This window comes from Alteribacillus sp. YIM 98480 (assembly GCF_009765375.1).
In the GTDB taxonomy this organism is placed as follows: domain Bacteria; phylum Bacillota; class Bacilli; order Bacillales; family Marinococcaceae; genus Alteribacillus.
Map to the genome: position 1 here is coordinate 18,594 of NZ_VTOK01000020.1, position 16,301 is coordinate 34,894.

A 16,301-nucleotide genomic window follows, 5' to 3' on the forward strand; every position below is an offset into this window, starting at 1 on the left:
TTTTAGCATTGCGTCGTTAAAATTTTAAGGGAATCAGTGTAAAGGAAAGCGGCCACTGCAAAAATAGGGATCGCACGACATAGAAACCTCTATGCAAATCGATCAATACCCAACGCATTGGTCCGTAATAGTCCAATCAATTTGAAGGCCCTGTTTCAAGAGATAAAGCAGAACAAATATCCAGCCCGTACTGCAAAAGCAAGACTGACCAACTTTTGGGAAAAATTTCCATTCCGAAACGTTTGACAGAGAGCCTTAATTAAACGGTGGTTTAGGCAAAATTGACAGGTTTTTTTCAATGTGATAAGGTAATTAAGCGTATGCAAAGGGAACCTGTCAAATACAGGAGGTGCTCAATGCGGAATAAAGCAGTACTAGCATGTACGATTTGTTTATCAAGAAATTACACAAGTGAAAAGAATAAGCAAAAGCAACCCGACCGCATTGAGATGAAGAAGTTTTGCAAACACTGCAATGCGCATACCCTTCATCGTGAAACAAAATAGCAGCGGTTATTTTTTTATTCCTAAAAAAGATAGTAAAAAACAACAGGTTTGTATTACTGGTATAGAGGAGAATCGTTTTTCTGCTGATCTTACATAAGTGGAATAGCGAACGGTTTGGAGGTGGCTGTATGGCTGATGGAGCAAAAAATCCAGCAAGGTTTCTTCGCGACGTAGGAAGAGAAATGAAACGCGTCACGTGGCCAAATCGCAGGGAACTGACAAAATACACCGTCGTTGTAATTATAACGATTATATTTTTTGTTATATTTTTTGCTGCAGTAGATTCAGGATTGTCTGAGCTGGTGCGTTTGCTGCTGGATTAAAAATTTTGAACCTAAAGAGGAGGAGGGAAGGACGTAACCGTCCGGAAAATAATGGAAAAGAACTGGTTTGTAGTTCACACATACTCCGGTTACGAAAACAAAGTAAAAACCAATTTGGAAAAACGTGTGGAATCAATGGAAATGACCGATAAAATATTTCGCGTCCTCGTTCCGGTAGAAGAAGAGACTGAAGTGAAAAACGGGAAAAGCAAGGCTGTGACCCGTAAGGTTTTCCCAGGTTACGTCATTGTGGAGATGGTGATGACCGATGATTCCTGGTACGTGGTTCGAAATACTCCTGGAGTAACCGGATTTGTTGGTTCGGCTGGAGCTGGCTCTAAACCGACACCTCTCTTGCCGGATGAGGTAGATAACATTTTACGTCAAATGGGTGAAAGCGAACCGAAAGCCGAAGTAGACTTCGCCTTGAAAGAATCGGTGAAAGTGAAAGAAGGACCATTTGCCGATTTCACAGGAACAATTGAAGATATTAATACAGAAAAACAAAAGGTGAAAGTCCACGTAAATATGTTCGGGCGTGAAACACCGGTGGAGCTTGAGTTTAACCAAGTAGAAAAGATTTAAATAATCAGGTCTTGCAGATCTTTGTTTGAAGTGATAAGATTTTAATGTTTGGTATTAAAATTAACTGCAGAGGGGTTTGTAGGTATATTACACTTTGCCCCTTTTTATGAGTGGGAGGACAATTTGTCCGACAAACCACATCACGGACTAAGGAGGTGTGTCGCGTGGCTAAAAAAGTCGAGAAAGTAGTTAAGCTTCAAATTCCTGCCGGCAAAGCTAATCCGGCTCCGCCAGTTGGACCTGCATTAGGTCAAGCAGGTGTTAATATTATGGGATTTTGTAAAGAATTTAACGCTCGTACTTCAGATCAAGCAGGTATGATCATTCCTGTAGAGATTTCAGTATATGAAGACCGTTCGTTTACTTTTATTACAAAAACACCACCTGCAGCTGTACTTCTTAAAAAGGCAGCAGGCGTGGAGAGCGGTTCTGGAGAACCAAACCGCAATAAAGTGGCTACGGTAAAGCGTGATCAAGTACGTGAGATTGCTGAAACGAAAATGCCGGATCTTAATGCGGCTGATGTTGATGCAGCGATGCGTATGGTAGAAGGTACAGCACGTAGTATGGGAATTACAGTAGAGGACTAATGAATGCCTTGCCTAAGGTTGCGACTGCCGTTCCGTATGGGGCGGATGCCTTGTTCGCAACCTTTAATAGTGGGAGGTCTAACCGCTAAAACCACAAACGAGGAGGAAATGAAATTGGCTAAAAAAGGTAAAAAGTATCAAGATGCTGTAGCGCTTGTTGACCGTGAACAGCAATATAATGCCGAAGAAGCCATAGAACTTGTGAAAAAAACATCTATTGCAAAATTCGATGAGACAGTAGAAATTGCTGCACGTCTTGGAGTGGATCCTCGAAAAAACGACCAGCAAATCCGCGGAGCAGTTGTACTCCCGCACGGTACTGGTAAAACACAGCGTGTTCTCGTTTTTGCAAAAGGGGATAAAGCGCAAGAAGCAGAAGCTGCTGGGGCTGACTATGTAGGAGAAGAAGATCTTGTGAATAAAGTTCAACAAGGTTGGTTTGACTTTGATGTAGTTGTTGCCACCCCTGATATGATGGCTCAAGTTGGTAAACTCGGTAAGACATTGGGACCAAAAGGTCTTATGCCAAACCCTAAAACAGGTACTGTAACAATGGACGTTACAAAAGCAGTTGAGGAAATTAAAGCAGGTAAAGTGGAATACCGTGTAGATAAATCCGGAAATATCCATGCACCAATTGGTAAAGTATCTTTTGATACTGATAAGCTGGTTGAGAACTTCAACACGCTAATTGACACGTTAGTAAAGGCGAAGCCAGCCGCTGCTAAAGGCACTTACATGAAAAATGTTGCTGTAGCCTCTACAATGGGGCCGGGGGTAAAAGTAAGTACCTCAACCCTTAATTTAAAATAATTGTTGACGAAAGCTGCAGATACCGCTATACTATATAGCGGTGTCGAAGCTTTGGATAAAATATAAATGTTTACCGCAGACAGCAGGTGCGCTTGCCGCTTAATTTCCTGCCGAGGTAGTTTTCGACATACTCTCGTTCGTTGCTAGGGGAGAGTGTGTATATATTGAGAACAAACCTTCATGTCTGCGAACATGAAGGTTTTTTATGATTTCATAAGAGGTCATAAAACACCATCTGTTTGCGGAACGTCATAAATGAGAGCAGGAGGTGTGACAGTTGAGCAAAGTAATCGAACAAAAACAAAGTGTTGTTCAAGAAATTGCAGAAAAACTTGAGAACAGTGTTTCTACTGTTGTAGTTGATTATCGTGGCTTGGATGTTGCTGAAGCAACAGAATTACGTAAGCAGCTTCGTGAAGCAGGCGTTGACTTTAAAGTGTACAAAAACACAATGGTTCGTCGTGCTACAGAAAAAACCAACCTAACAGAACTTGATGAATTTCTTGTTGGACCTACAGCAGTAGCTACAAGTACTGAGGATGTAGTTGCTCCGGCGAAGGTTCTTAACAATTTTGCTAAGGACCACGAACAGCTGGAAATTAAAACAGGTGTCATTGAAGGTCGCGTAGCTTCCTTAGAAGAAATCAAGGAACTTGCGAGTCTTCCTTCTCACGACGGTTTGGTTTCCATGTTTCTCAATGTTCTTCAAGCGCCAATCCGCAACTTTGCGTTGGCTTCTAAAGCAGTTGCTGATCAAAAAGAAGAAGAAGGCGCATAAGCAAAACGTTATACAGATCCACATTTGTCACGTGTTTTAGAATAAAATTATTATTTAAGGAGGATCAACACAATGAGTAAAGAACAAATCATTGATGCGATCAAAGAAATGTCCGTTCTTGAATTGAACGATCTTGTAAAAGCAATTGAAGAAGAATTTGGTGTAACAGCAGCAGCTCCTGTAGCAGTTGCTGGCGGCGGTGCAGCAGAAGCTGAAGAAGAACAAACTGAATTTGACGTGGTTCTTGAAGAAGCAGGTGCTTCTAAGATCAACGTTATCAAAGTTGTTCGTGAAATTACTGGTCTTGGCTTGAAAGAAGCTAAAGCTCTAGTAGATGGAGCGCCAGAAACAATTAAAGAAGGCGTTGAAAAAGAAGAAGCAGAAGAGCTTAAAGGTAAGCTTGAAGAAGCAGGCGCTAAGATCGAACTTAAGTAAATTGAAGCTAAAGAGCTTTCTCTATTCGTTAGAGAAGGCTCTTTTTTAAAAGATAAGAAATTATAAATATTTGGCGTTTTTGATGTCTAGCGCAAGCGCCTACTCGCTCGAGATTCCTTCGGTTCGTCAATGGAAAGCAAAGATCAGCTTTCCATATGCCGACCCTCCAGGACTTGTCGCTCGTGAGCAAGGCGCTTGCGCTTTTCTTACACTATGAAAAACTTTTATGGAAATAAAGATTACTTTTCTTATTAAGATTGTTTGGGATTATTGACGACTTTTTTATGCTGCAGCAAGCGATTTTACCAAGCTGTGTTATTGAGTGATGAAACGGAAAGAAAACAATGAACAAAGAAGGACGTGGAAAAATGAGCAGTCATTATTTTGATAAATCGCCTGATAAAGAAAGCGAAGAGAGGAAAATAAAGAGTTACCTTCGCGGGAAAAACTTGACTTTCACGAGCGATCATTCCGTTTTTTCAAAAAGAGAAGTGGATTTTGGGAGCAAAACACTGTTAGAAGCTTTTGATTGGCCTGATGCCCAAGGCGACATTTTAGATATTGGCTGTGGCTATGGCCCGATTGGAATTACTCTTGCTAAAGAGACAGAACGAACAGTATGGTTAGCAGATGTGAATCAACGAGCTGTTTCGCTTTCGAAAAAAAATGCAGCCCATTATGGTCTTCAAAACATTAAAATAGTTGAAAGTGATCTGTTTTCTGCAATTCCGGCAAGTGATTTTGCTGCAATAGTAACGAACCCGCCAATAAGAGCAGGGAAGAAAGTAATTCATTCCTTGTTTGATCAAGCTCATGCACATTTGCAAAAAGGCGGGGAGTTCTGGGTAGTGATTCAAAAAAAACAGGGGGCGCCATCGGCAAAAGAAAAATTAGACTCTCTTTTTTTAAATGTAGAAACTGTTAAAAAAAATAAAGGATATTATATTTTTTGTTCAAAGAAAAGTTGACCGTCCTGCTTTTTTGTGTTATTGTTATTTAATGCGTATAAGTATCCGATTGGATATAATACATTTTTACGTCCGCTCTATATTTTTCATACCAAAATCATGTATAAAAAAGGCAGGAACAGGGAAAAATAATATAATCAGCCTGACAGTTGGAAAATAGTGGTTCTTTTTTTAGAAGAAACCATTTTTTTCTTTGTACGAAAAAGAAGGGTCGGGCACTAAAAGATGGAGAAAACATAATCGATTCTATTTCTTGGGATCAGTTATGTTTCTATATTTTTGGCAGCCGCCTTGGGTATACTGCCTGTCGAAAAGATAGGTGGACACTATGCGATATTTAAGGGGTGACTCAGTTGACAGGTCAACTTATTCAGTTTGGACGCCACCGCCACAGAAGAAGCTATGCAAGAATCAACGAAGTATTGGACCTTCCAAACTTAATTGAAATTCAAACAGCTTCCTATCAATGGTTTCTTGATGAGGGTATTCGTGAAATGTTTCAGGACATCTCTCCCATCGAAGATTTCACGGGTAATTTGGTTCTTGAGTTTATTGATTACAGCCTTGGTGAGCCGAAGTATTCTATTGACGAATCCAAGGAAAGAGACGTTACGTATTCTGCGCCTTTGCGAGTGAAAGTTCGTCTTATGAATAAAGAGACCGGTGAAGTGAAAGAGCAGGAAGTATTCATGGGAGATTTCCCTCTTATGACTGATACCGGCACCTTTATTATTAATGGGGCAGAGCGGGTTATTGTTTCTCAGCTTGTACGTTCACCGAGCGTTTATTTTAACAAAAAAACGGACAAGAACGGTAAAAGAGGATACACAGCTACGGTGATACCGAACCGGGGTGCATGGCTGGAATTAGAAACCGATGCTAAAGACATCGTATATGTCAGAATAGACCGTACCAGAAAACTGCCTGTTACGGTGCTCTTGCGTGCGCTTGGATTCGGGTCTGATCAAGAGATCATTGATTTGCTTGGTGAAGATGAGTACTTACGCAACACATTGGAAAAAGATAATACCGAAGGAACAGAAAAAGCATTGTTGGAAATTTATGAGCGCCTTCGTCCTGGAGAGCCTCCAACCGTCGAAAGTGCAAAAAGTTTATTAGAAACAAGATTTTTTGATCCTAAACGGTATGACTTAGCAAATGTTGGTCGTTATAAGGTAAATAAAAAGCTTCATATTAAAAATCGTCTTTTTAACCAACGTTTAGCTGAAACCCTGGCTGATCCTGAAACAGGGGAAGTTCTTGCTGAGGAAGGCGCTGTTTTAGATCGGAGAACGCTCGATCGTCTTCTTCCTTATTTAGAGAACAACCTTGGATTTAAACGCTATACGGTTTCGGGAGGCGTTGTAGAAGAAGCTGACCTTGACGTTCAATCTATAAAAATATATCCGCCAGAAGAACAGGAAGAAGAAAAAGTTATTAACGTTATTAGTAATGGCAATATTGAACGCAATATCAAAAATATTATGCCAGAAGATATCATTTCTTCTATTAACTATTTCTTCAACCTGCTTCATGGTGTTGGTTTAACAGATGATATAGACCACTTAGGTAACCGCCGCCTCCGTTCTGTCGGTGAGTTATTACAAAATCAATTCCGAATTGGCCTATCTCGTATGGAAAGAGTCGTTCGTGAACGCATGTCGATTCAAGATCCAAGTGCGATTACTCCGCAGGCTCTTATCAATATTCGCCCAGTGATCGCTTCTATTAAAGAGTTTTTCGGAAGCTCTCAGCTTTCTCAGTTTATGGATCAAACCAATCCGCTCGCTGAGCTTACCCATAAACGACGCTTATCAGCACTTGGGCCTGGTGGTTTGACAAGAGAGAGAGCAGGGTTTGAAGTTCGTGACGTCCACTATTCTCACTACGGGCGCATGTGTCCTATTGAAACACCGGAAGGGCCTAACATTGGTCTTATTAACTCACTATCAAGTTATGCAAAAGTTAATGAGTTCGGTTTCATTGAAACGGCATATCGCCGGGTAGACCATGAAAAAGGCCAAGTTACCGAAGAATGTGATTATTTAACTGCAGATGAAGAAGATAATTATGTTGTAGCTCAAGCAAACGCTAAGCTAAACGAAGATGGTTCATTTGCAGATGATAATATTATTGCCCGCTTCCGAGGAGAAAACACAATTGTTCCTAAGGAAAAAATTGACTACATGGATGTTTCTCCTAAGCAGGTAGTTTCTGCAGCTACTGCATGTATTCCTTTCTTGGAAAACGATGACTCTAACCGTGCTTTAATGGGAGCTAACATGCAGCGTCAAGCTGTACCGCTGCTTGAACCGGAAGCTCCGTTAGTAGGTACGGGTATGGAATATGTATCTGCTAGAGACTCTGGGGCAGCTATTGTAGCCAAAACAAGAGGTGTGGTAGAGCGTGTTACAGCTCGTGAGATTTGGCTGCGGCGCATAGAAGAAGTAGACGGAAAAGAAATAGAAACAGACATTGATAAATACAAAATGTCTAAATATATTCGTTCTAACCAAGGAACAAGTTATAACCAACGTCCGATTGTCAGCGAAGGCGACCGAATTGAAAAAGGAGAAGTACTCGGCGATGGACCTTCCATGGATAAAGGAGAAATGGCACTCGGCCGCAACGTGCTAGTTGGGTTTATGACCTGGGATGGTTATAACTATGAGGATGCGATTATATTAAGTGAACGTTTAGTTAAAGATGATGTATATACTTCCGTACACATTGAAGAATATGAATCAGAAGCTCGAGACACCAAACTTGGACCGGAAGAAATCACACGTGATATACCGAATGTAAGTGAAGAAGCATTAAAGAATTTAGATGATCGCGGCATTATCCGGGTCGGTGCAGAAGTAAAAGATGGAGATATTCTAGTTGGAAAAGTAACACCGAAAGGGATGACCGAACTTACAGCTGAAGAGCGCCTCCTTCACGCAATATTTGGTGAAAAAGCAAGAGAAGTACGGGACACTTCATTGAGAGTTCCGCACGGCGCAGACGGCATTGTGCTTGATGTCAAAATCTTTAACCGCGAAGATGGAGATGAACTCCCTCCTGGGGTGAACCAGTTAGTTCGCGTTTATCTCGTGCAAAAGCGTAAGATTCACGAAGGAGATAAAATGGCTGGGCGCCACGGAAACAAAGGTGTTATTTCAAGAATTTTACCAGAAGAAGACATGCCTTATCTTCCTGATGGAACACCTATTGAAATCATGTTAAACCCGCTTGGGGTTCCATCCCGTATGAATATAGGCCAGGTTCTTGAACTGCACTTGGGAATGGCTGCTCGCTCTTTAAATCTTCATATGGCAACACCGGTATTTGACGGTGCTAGAGAAGAAGACGTATGGGAAACTCTAGAGGAAGCAGGAATTGCTCGCGATGGTAAAACTGTTCTCTACGACGGACGGACAGGAGAACCTTTTGACAGCCGTGTTTCTGTTGGGGTTATGTACATGATTAAACTTGCTCATATGGTTGACGATAAACTTCACGCGCGCTCCACTGGTCCATACTCCCTTGTTACGCAGCAGCCTCTTGGCGGTAAAGCCCAGTTTGGCGGTCAGCGTTTCGGTGAGATGGAGGTTTGGGCCCTTGAAGCATACGGCGCAGCCTATACTCTACAAGAAATTTTGACAGTGAAATCAGATGACGTCGTCGGTCGGGTGAAGACGTACGAGTCAATTGTAAAAGGTGAAAATGTACCGGAACCAGGAGTACCTGAATCTTTTAAAGTGCTGATCAAAGAACTTCAAAGTCTTGGTATGGACGTTAAGATGCTGTCTAGTACCGAGGAAGAAATCGAAATGAAAGAACTCGATGATGAAGACGAACAATCCAGCGATAAATTAAATTTAAAAATGGAGTCCAGTGAAAACGCCTAAAGAGAGTTCAAAGCACAAACACTGACAAAGAAGGTTAGCAAATTTAAAGCACAGATGAAACTTCTTCCTTGAAAAAAGGGAGGGTTTCCTCTGCCCTGCTTTTCTTATACTAAAACTTTCCCGTGCTTGTACTATTAGCTACCCAAAGTTCGAAAGGGAGGTTGACCCCTTGATTGATGTGAATAATTTTGAATACATGAAAATCGGTTTGGCATCGCCGGATAAAATTCGTTCGTGGTCCCGCGGAGAAGTCAAGAAGCCCGAGACCATTAACTACCGCACATTAAAACCGGAAAAAGACGGTCTTTTTTGTGAGAGAATATTTGGTCCAACGAAAGACTGGGAATGTCATTGCGGGAAGTACAAACGAGTTCGTTATAAAGGCGTAGTATGTGATCGCTGCGGGGTGGAAGTGACCCGTGCAAAAGTCAGACGTGAACGGATGGGCCATATTGAATTGGCTGCTCCTGTTTCTCATATCTGGTATTTCAAAGGAATCCCTAGTCGTATGGGACTGGTGCTGGATATGTCCCCGAGATCACTTGAAGAAGTGATTTATTTCGCTTCCTATGTAGTAACAGATACAGGGGAGACTCCACTAGAATACAAACAATTACTTTCTGAAAAAGAGTATCGTTCCTATTATGATAAATATGGACGTGGTTTTTCTGCTCAAATGGGAGCAGAAGCTATCCGTAAACTTTTGCAAGATATTGATTTAGATAAAGAAGTGAAGATTCTCAAAGACGAGTTAGAAACAGCTCAAGGTCAAAGAAGAACTCGTGCTATCAAACGCTTGGAAGTTTTAGAGTCCTTCCGTAATTCAGGGAACCATCCTTCATGGATGATTTTAGATGTTCTTCCGGTAATCCCTCCTGAATTGCGCCCAATGGTACAACTTGACGGCGGACGTTTTGCGACGTCTGATTTGAATGACTTGTACCGCCGCGTCATAAACCGAAACAACAGGTTGAAGCGTCTGCTTGACTTGGGGGCTCCAAACATCATTGTACAAAATGAAAAACGGATGCTTCAGGAAGCAGTTGATGCGTTGATTGATAATGGCCGCCGCGGCCGTCCGGTTACTGGACCTGGAAATCGTCCTCTGAAATCTCTTTCTCATATGTTAAAGGGAAAGCAAGGTCGTTTTCGTCAAAACCTTCTTGGTAAACGTGTAGACTATTCAGGTCGTTCTGTTATTGTTGTAGGTCCAGCATTGAAAATGTACCAATGCGGCCTTCCTAAAGAAATGGCTCTCGAGTTATTTAAGCCTTTTGTGATGAAAGAACTTGTCAGCAGAGGCTTGGCTCATAATATTAAGAGTGCGAAACGTAAAGTCGAACGTGTCCATCCTGAAGTGTGGGACGTCCTTGAAGAAGTAATTAAAGAACATCCAGTACTTCTTAACCGTGCACCAACATTACACCGTCTTGGTATTCAGGCTTTTGAACCAACGCTGGTAGAAGGCCGGGCTGTTAAACTTCATCCGCTCGTATGTACAGCATATAATGCGGACTTTGACGGCGACCAAATGGCTGTTCACGTGCCTCTATCTGCAGAAGCTCAAGCTGAGGCTCGTATATTAATGCTTGCTGCTCAAAACATTTTGAATCCAAAGGACGGAAAACCAGTTGTAACACCTTCTCAGGACATGGTTCTTGGTAACTACTACCTTACGCTGGAAAGAGCTGGGGCAGTAGGGGAAGGATCAATATTTAAAGATACGAATGAGGCTTTAACTGCTTATCAAAATGGATATGTGCATTTACACAGCAGAGTCGCTATTCCTGTATCATCTTTATCAAAAACGAACTTTACGGAAGAGCAAAACAAGAAATTGCTTCTTACAACCGTAGGGAAAATTATATTCAACGAAATACTCCCTACATCTTTCCCATATATAAACGAACCAACAGCTACCAATTTGGAAGAGCACATACCTGAAAAATATATCGTACCGACGACGGCTGATATTAAAAAGGAATTTGAAAATCGAGAAACGGTTCTTCCATTTAAAAAAGGATTTTTGGGAGATATAATCGCAGAAGTCTTTAAGAACTTCCAGATTATTGAAACTTCTAAAATGCTTGACCGTATGAAAGACCTAGGGTTTTACTATTCTACCAAAGCCGGTATAACAGTTGGTATTTCAGATATTGTTGTTTTAGGTGACAAGCAAGTAATTCTAGATGATGCAGAAGAAAAAGTAGAACGTGTAATGAAGCAGTTCCGCCGCGGTCTTATTACAGAAGAAGAGCGTTACAATAAAGTGATTTCTATTTGGAGTGAAGCCAAAGACACTATTCAAGATAAATTGATGGGAACACTAGATAAAACGAACCCTATCTTTATGATGAGTGATTCTGGGGCTCGTGGTAACGCATCAAACTTCACTCAGCTTGCTGGAATGCGCGGACTGATGGCTAATCCATCAGGACGTATTATTGAACTTCCAATCAAGTCAAGTTTCCGTGAAGGATTAACAGTACTCGAATACTTTATTTCTACTCACGGTGCCAGAAAAGGTCTTGCAGATACAGCTCTTAAAACGGCAGACTCAGGTTACCTTACCCGCCGCCTTGTGGATGTTGCTCAAGACGTCATCGTTCGTGAAGATGATTGTGGTACTGATAGAGGCCTTGACGTTCAAGCTCTTCGAGAAGGAAATGAAGTTATCGAACATCTTCAGGACCGCCTAATCGGCCGTGTACTGTTTAAAACAGTCCGCAATCCCGAAACGAACGAAGTGCTGGCTAAAAAAGGTGAATTAATTAACGAAGACAAGGCAAAACTTATTGAAGAAGCTGGCGTAGAAAACGTCACAATTCGCTCTGTCTTCACGTGTGATACCCGGCACGGCGTTTGTAAAAAATGTTACGGGAAAAACCTTGCTACTGGTGCCGATGTAGAAGTTGGAGAAGCAGTAGGCATTATTGCAGCCCAATCTATCGGTGAACCGGGAACGCAGCTTACCATGCGTACGTTCCATACGGGCGGGGTAGCAGGAGACGATATCACACAAGGTCTTCCTAGGATTCAAGAGCTGTTTGAAGCACGTAATCCAAAAGGTCAGGCTGTCATCTCTGAATTATCAGGTGAAATTGTAGATATTAAAGAGCTGAATGATAAAAAAGAAATTACCGTACAGGGAAATCTTGAGTCAAGAAGCTACACTACTCCATTTGGAGCTCGTTTGAAAGTAGAGCTAGGAGAGCGGATTGTTGCTGGCCAGCCTCTAACAGAGGGTTCTATCGATCCAAAAGAATTGATCAAGGTTACTGGTCTGCAAGCTGTTCAAGAGTATCTATTAAAAGAAGTACAAAAGGTATACAGTATGCAAGGGGTTGAAATCGGCGACAAACACGTGGAAGTCATGGTACGCCAAATGCTGCGTAAAATACGTGTGGCAGATTCCGGAGATACAGAAGTACTTCCTGGCAGTCTCGTAGAGGTACACCACTTTGATACTGCTAATGAAAAAGTACTTGAAAATGGAGGGCGCCCTGCTGTCGGACAACCGGTTATTCTTGGTATTACAAAAGCTTCACTTGAAACAGATTCTTTCCTCTCGGCAGCTTCCTTCCAGGAAACTACCCGTGTGTTGACAGATGCAGCAATTAAAGGAAAGCGCGATGAGCTTGTCGGGTTGAAAGAAAACGTGATAATAGGTAAACTTGTTCCAGCCGGAACGGGTATGCAGCGTTATCGATCGTTGGAAGTGGATCTACCTGAAGAGGCATCACAAGAAACATCAGAGACGACGGGAGAAGAAGCTGTTCCACAGGAATAAAATAGTGTTGACATCTGTAATTTACGGTGATATGCTATCAAAGTGTGCCTAACTCCCTGTGCTTTGGAGGATATAGAATGTCTTATGAAAAAGTATCACAGGCGGCTGAGGTTTTAATAGGAACGAAGCAAACGTTAAAAGCTCTGGAGTCGAACTCCGTCCAATCAATCATAGTCGCTGATGATGCAGAGAACAGGGTTATTAATAAAGTCCTTCTCGCAGCGGAAGCAAAAGGAGTACCGATTCACACAGTAGATTCTATGCGTAAGCTTGGTAAAGCTTGTGGAATTGATGTTGGAGCAGCTGCGGTTGCGTTAAAAAAGCAATGATGTTTTTGCTGGTAGGGAGCACCCTATCGGCAAAAACTTTACTTTTGCTTTGGAGTGAACCACCTGGAACGGTGGTCATAAAAAATAGCTTGAAGAAAGGAGGAAACAGCATGCCGACTATCAACCAATTGGTACGTAAAGGACGTCAGGCAAAAGTGAAAGGTTCTGACTCTCCAGCTTTGAATAAAGGGTATAACAGTTATAGAAAAATCCCTACTGATCAAGATTCTCCGCAAAAACGTGGAGTATGTACTCGTGTGGGAACGATGACACCGAAGAAACCAAACTCGGCTTTGCGTAAATATGCACGTGTTCGTTTGACTAACCAGATCGAAGTAACTGCTTATATCCCTGGTATTGGTCATAATTTGCAAGAACACAGTGTGGTGCTGATCCGCGGAGGACGTGTAAAAGACCTTCCTGGTGTACGTTACCACATCGTACGCGGAGCGCTTGATACTGCTGGTGTTCAAGACCGTAAACAAAGCCGCTCTAAATACGGCACAAAGCGTGGAAAGAAATAATCTTTTCATATATATTATGTTAGTAAATTAAACGGAAAGGAGGAGTGACCCATGCCTCGTAAAGGACCTGTACCACGCAGGGATGTACTGCCTGATCCTATTTATAATTCTAAATTGGTTACTCGTTTGATTAACCGTATTATGCTGAATGGTAAAAAAGGGAAAGCGCAGAATATCCTATATAATGCGTTTGACCTTGTACGTGAAAGATCTGGCCAAGAGCCAATGGAAGTCTTTGATCAGGCCATGAAAAATGTTATGCCAGTGCTTGAAGTTAAAGCACGCCGTGTTGGTGGTGCGAACTATCAGGTGCCAATCGAAGTAAAGCCAGACCGTCGTACTACTTTAGGATTGCGCTGGGTAGTGAGCTATGCTCGCCTTCGTGGTGAGAAAACAATGGAAGAACGTCTTGCGAATGAAATCCTTGATGCAGCCAACAACACTGGATCTGCTGTGAAGAAACGTGAGGATACGCATCGTATGGCAGAAGCTAACAAAGCATTTGCTCATTATCGCTGGTAAAATCAATTCAATAAATAATACAACTAACTTTAGGATGGAAGAAAGGAGAAAGGAAGTCCATGGCACGAGAATTCTCCTTAGAAAAGACTCGTAATATCGGTATCATGGCTCATATTGATGCCGGTAAGACTACTGCTACAGAGCGTATCCTTTATTACACAGGCCGTATCCACAAAATTGGGGAAACACACGAGGGTGCTTCCCAAATGGACTGGATGGCTCAAGAACAGGAGCGCGGTATCACAATCACTTCTGCTGCGACCACAGCACAATGGAAAGATCACCGTATTAATATTATTGATACTCCTGGACACGTCGACTTCACCGTAGAAGTGGAGCGTTCTCTTCGTGTATTAGATGGAGCGGTAGCAGTACTCGATGCTCAGTCAGGGGTTGAGCCTCAAACAGAAACAGTATGGCGTCAGGCTACAACTTATCATGTTCCGCGTATTGTTTTTGTTAATAAGATGGACAAAGTAGGTGCGGATTTCATCTACTCCTTAGGTACGTTAAGTGATCGTCTTGGAGCGAACGCTGCTGCAGTGCAGCTTCCAATTGGTGCAGAGGACAATTTTGAAGGGATTATCGATTTAGTATCAATGGAAGCTTATTACTATATGGATGATCTCGGCACTCGTACGGAAGCGCGCGATATTCCAGATGAATACAAAGCTCAAGCAGAAGAATATCGTGAAAAGCTAGTAGAAGCTGTATCTGAACTTGACGAAGACTTAATGATGAAATACCTTGAGGGTGAAGAAATCACCACTGATGAATTGAAAGCTGCAATTCGTAAAGGTACGTTAGATGTTGAATTCTATCCTGTTCTATGCGGCTCTGCGTTTAAGAACAAAGGTGTTCAACTTGTGATCGACGCTGTTCTTGATTATCTTCCATCACCATTGGATGTTCCTCCAATTAAAGGGATTCTTCCAGATAGTGATGAAGAAGTTGAAAGAAAAGCAGATGACAACGGGCCTTTCTCTGCACTAGCTTTTAAAGTTGCAACAGACCCATATGTGGGTAAACTTACATTCTTCCGCGTATATTCCGGTAAACTTGATTCCGGTTCATATGTTCGTAATTCCACCAAGGAAAAACGCGAACGGGTTGGTCGTATTCTTCAGATGCATGCCAACTCACGTGAAGAAATTTCTACGGTTTATTCTGGGGATATTGCCGCTGGTGTTGGTTTGAAAGACACTGGTACTGGTGATACTCTATGTGATGATAAAAATAGAGTTATTCTTGAATCTATGGAGTTCCCTGAACCGGTTATCTCTTTATCTGTTGAGCCAAAATCTAAAGCAGACCATGACAAAATGGGTATCGCATTAGCTAAACTGGCTGAGGAAGATCCAACATTCCAAACAGAAACAGATCAAGAAACGGGTCAGACTCTTATTAAGGGTATGGGCGAACTTCATTTAGATATTATCGTTGACCGTCTTAAGCGTGAATTCAAAGTGGAAGCTACTGTTGGTGCGCCGCAAGTTTCTTATCGTGAAACAATTCGTACTGCTGGTAAATGCGAAGGTAAATTCGTACGTCAATCTGGTGGTCGCGGTCAGTACGGACACGTGTGGGTAGAATTTGAGCCAAACGAAGAAGGAGCAGGCTTTGAATTTGTAAACAAAATTGTCGGCGGTGTCGTACCGCGTGAATATGTACCTTCTGTACAGCAAGGTATTGAAGAAGCACTTCAAAATGGTTTGTTAGCTGGTTATCCAATGATTGATGTGAAAGCTACGCTATTTGACGGCTCTTATCACGATGTCGACTCCAACGAAATGGCGTTTAAAGTTGCAGCGTCCATGGCGCTGAAAAAAGCTAAGAATCTCTGTCAGCCTGTTATCTTAGAACCGCTTATGAAAGTTGAAGTGGTTGTTCCTGAAGAATACATGGGTGACGTAATGGGTGACATTACTTCACGACGCGGCCGTGTGGACGGTATGGAAGCTCGCGGTAACTCTCAAGCTATTAAAGCATTTGTTCCACTTGCTGAAATGTTTGGATACGCGACGAACCTTCGTTCTAACACACAAGGACGCGGTAACTACACTATGTTCTTTGACCATTACGAAGAAGTACCAAAGAACATAGCAGAGGAAATTGTTAAGAAAAACAGTGGAGAATAATTCTCTAAAAATGATTGTTTGTAAAAATGTTTTATTGTAAGCTAAGGAAGGTGACCCTACTACAAGGTACACCTTTCTGGCTTCCATATAATTTACCTGTATTAAGG

Annotated in this window: 15 protein-coding genes and 1 other annotated feature; all 15 genes read left to right on the forward strand. The window is 42.0% G+C overall.

Annotated features, from left to right (window positions below; all coding sequences use genetic code 11):
* Positions 1-356 precede the first annotated feature (356 nt).
* The 15 genes from rpmG to fusA all read left to right on the forward strand — a co-directional run bounded on the left by rpmG (position 357) and on the right by fusA (position 16,194).
* Positions 357-506 carry a 50S ribosomal protein L33 gene (rpmG, locus tag FZF09_RS19735; RefSeq protein WP_158738312.1) on the forward strand — a complete coding sequence of 50 codons (150 nt, stop codon included), beginning with the start codon at positions 357-359 and terminating at the stop codon, positions 504-506.
* 128 nt (positions 507-634) lie between these two features.
* Positions 635-829, forward strand: a complete 195-nt coding sequence (gene secE / locus FZF09_RS19740) for a preprotein translocase subunit SecE (protein WP_091587341.1) — start codon at positions 635-637, stop codon at positions 827-829.
* Positions 830-880: 51 nt separating this feature from the next.
* Entirely contained in the window at positions 881-1,414 is a 534-nt protein-coding gene (gene nusG / locus FZF09_RS19745; protein ID WP_091587339.1) for a transcription termination/antitermination protein NusG, read from the forward strand.
* A gap of 164 nt (positions 1,415-1,578) precedes the next feature.
* Positions 1,579-2,004, forward strand: a complete 426-nt coding sequence (rplK, locus tag FZF09_RS19750; RefSeq protein WP_091587338.1) for a 50S ribosomal protein L11 — start codon at positions 1,579-1,581, stop codon at positions 2,002-2,004.
* Positions 2,005-2,073: 69 nt separating this feature from the next.
* The gene (rplA, locus tag FZF09_RS19755) at positions 2,074-2,817 is read left to right on the forward strand and encodes a 50S ribosomal protein L1 (protein WP_304503074.1); all 744 of its coding nucleotides are present in this window, start codon (positions 2,074-2,076) and stop codon (positions 2,815-2,817) included.
* Between the two features lie 55 nt (positions 2,818-2,872).
* Positions 2,873-3,032 (forward strand) — a sequence feature (ribosomal protein L10 leader region).
* Between the two features lie 62 nt (positions 3,033-3,094).
* Positions 3,095-3,595: a 50S ribosomal protein L10 gene (gene rplJ, locus FZF09_RS19760; protein ID WP_158738314.1), complete on the forward strand. Its 501-nt coding sequence runs from the start codon at positions 3,095-3,097 to the stop codon at positions 3,593-3,595.
* A gap of 72 nt (positions 3,596-3,667) precedes the next feature.
* A complete protein-coding gene (rplL, locus tag FZF09_RS19765; RefSeq protein ID WP_158738315.1) occupies positions 3,668-4,030 on the forward strand; it encodes a 50S ribosomal protein L7/L12 in 363 nt (120 codons plus the stop codon).
* Between the two features lie 82 nt (positions 4,031-4,112).
* Positions 4,113-4,247 (forward strand): hypothetical protein, encoded by a 135-nt coding sequence (locus FZF09_RS23180; RefSeq protein ID WP_255450613.1) that lies wholly within the window; start codon positions 4,113-4,115, stop codon positions 4,245-4,247.
* Between the two features lie 151 nt (positions 4,248-4,398).
* On the forward strand, positions 4,399-4,998 hold the full coding sequence (locus FZF09_RS19770; protein ID WP_158738316.1) for a class I SAM-dependent methyltransferase: 600 nt from the start codon (positions 4,399-4,401) through the stop codon (positions 4,996-4,998).
* A 353-nt stretch (positions 4,999-5,351) separates the two neighbouring features.
* Complete coding sequence (rpoB, locus tag FZF09_RS19775) at positions 5,352-8,891, forward strand: DNA-directed RNA polymerase subunit beta (RefSeq protein WP_158738317.1); 3,540 nt, start codon at positions 5,352-5,354, stop codon at positions 8,889-8,891.
* Between the two features lie 169 nt (positions 8,892-9,060).
* Positions 9,061-12,681, forward strand: a complete 3,621-nt coding sequence (rpoC, locus tag FZF09_RS19780) for a DNA-directed RNA polymerase subunit beta' (RefSeq protein ID WP_158738318.1) — start codon at positions 9,061-9,063, stop codon at positions 12,679-12,681.
* A 77-nt stretch (positions 12,682-12,758) separates the two neighbouring features.
* A complete protein-coding gene (locus tag FZF09_RS19785; protein WP_091587324.1) occupies positions 12,759-13,010 on the forward strand; it encodes a 50S ribosomal protein L7ae-like protein in 252 nt (83 codons plus the stop codon).
* A 110-nt stretch (positions 13,011-13,120) separates the two neighbouring features.
* Complete coding sequence (rpsL, locus tag FZF09_RS19790) at positions 13,121-13,534, forward strand: 30S ribosomal protein S12 (RefSeq protein ID WP_091587322.1); 414 nt, start codon at positions 13,121-13,123, stop codon at positions 13,532-13,534.
* A 51-nt stretch (positions 13,535-13,585) separates the two neighbouring features.
* Positions 13,586-14,056 (forward strand): 30S ribosomal protein S7, encoded by a 471-nt coding sequence (gene rpsG, locus FZF09_RS19795; RefSeq protein ID WP_158738319.1) that lies wholly within the window; start codon positions 13,586-13,588, stop codon positions 14,054-14,056.
* Between the two features lie 59 nt (positions 14,057-14,115).
* Positions 14,116-16,194, forward strand: coding sequence for an elongation factor G (gene fusA / locus FZF09_RS19800; RefSeq protein ID WP_158738320.1), 2,079 nt, complete (start codon positions 14,116-14,118; stop codon positions 16,192-16,194).
* Positions 16,195-16,301: the final 107 nt, after the last annotated feature.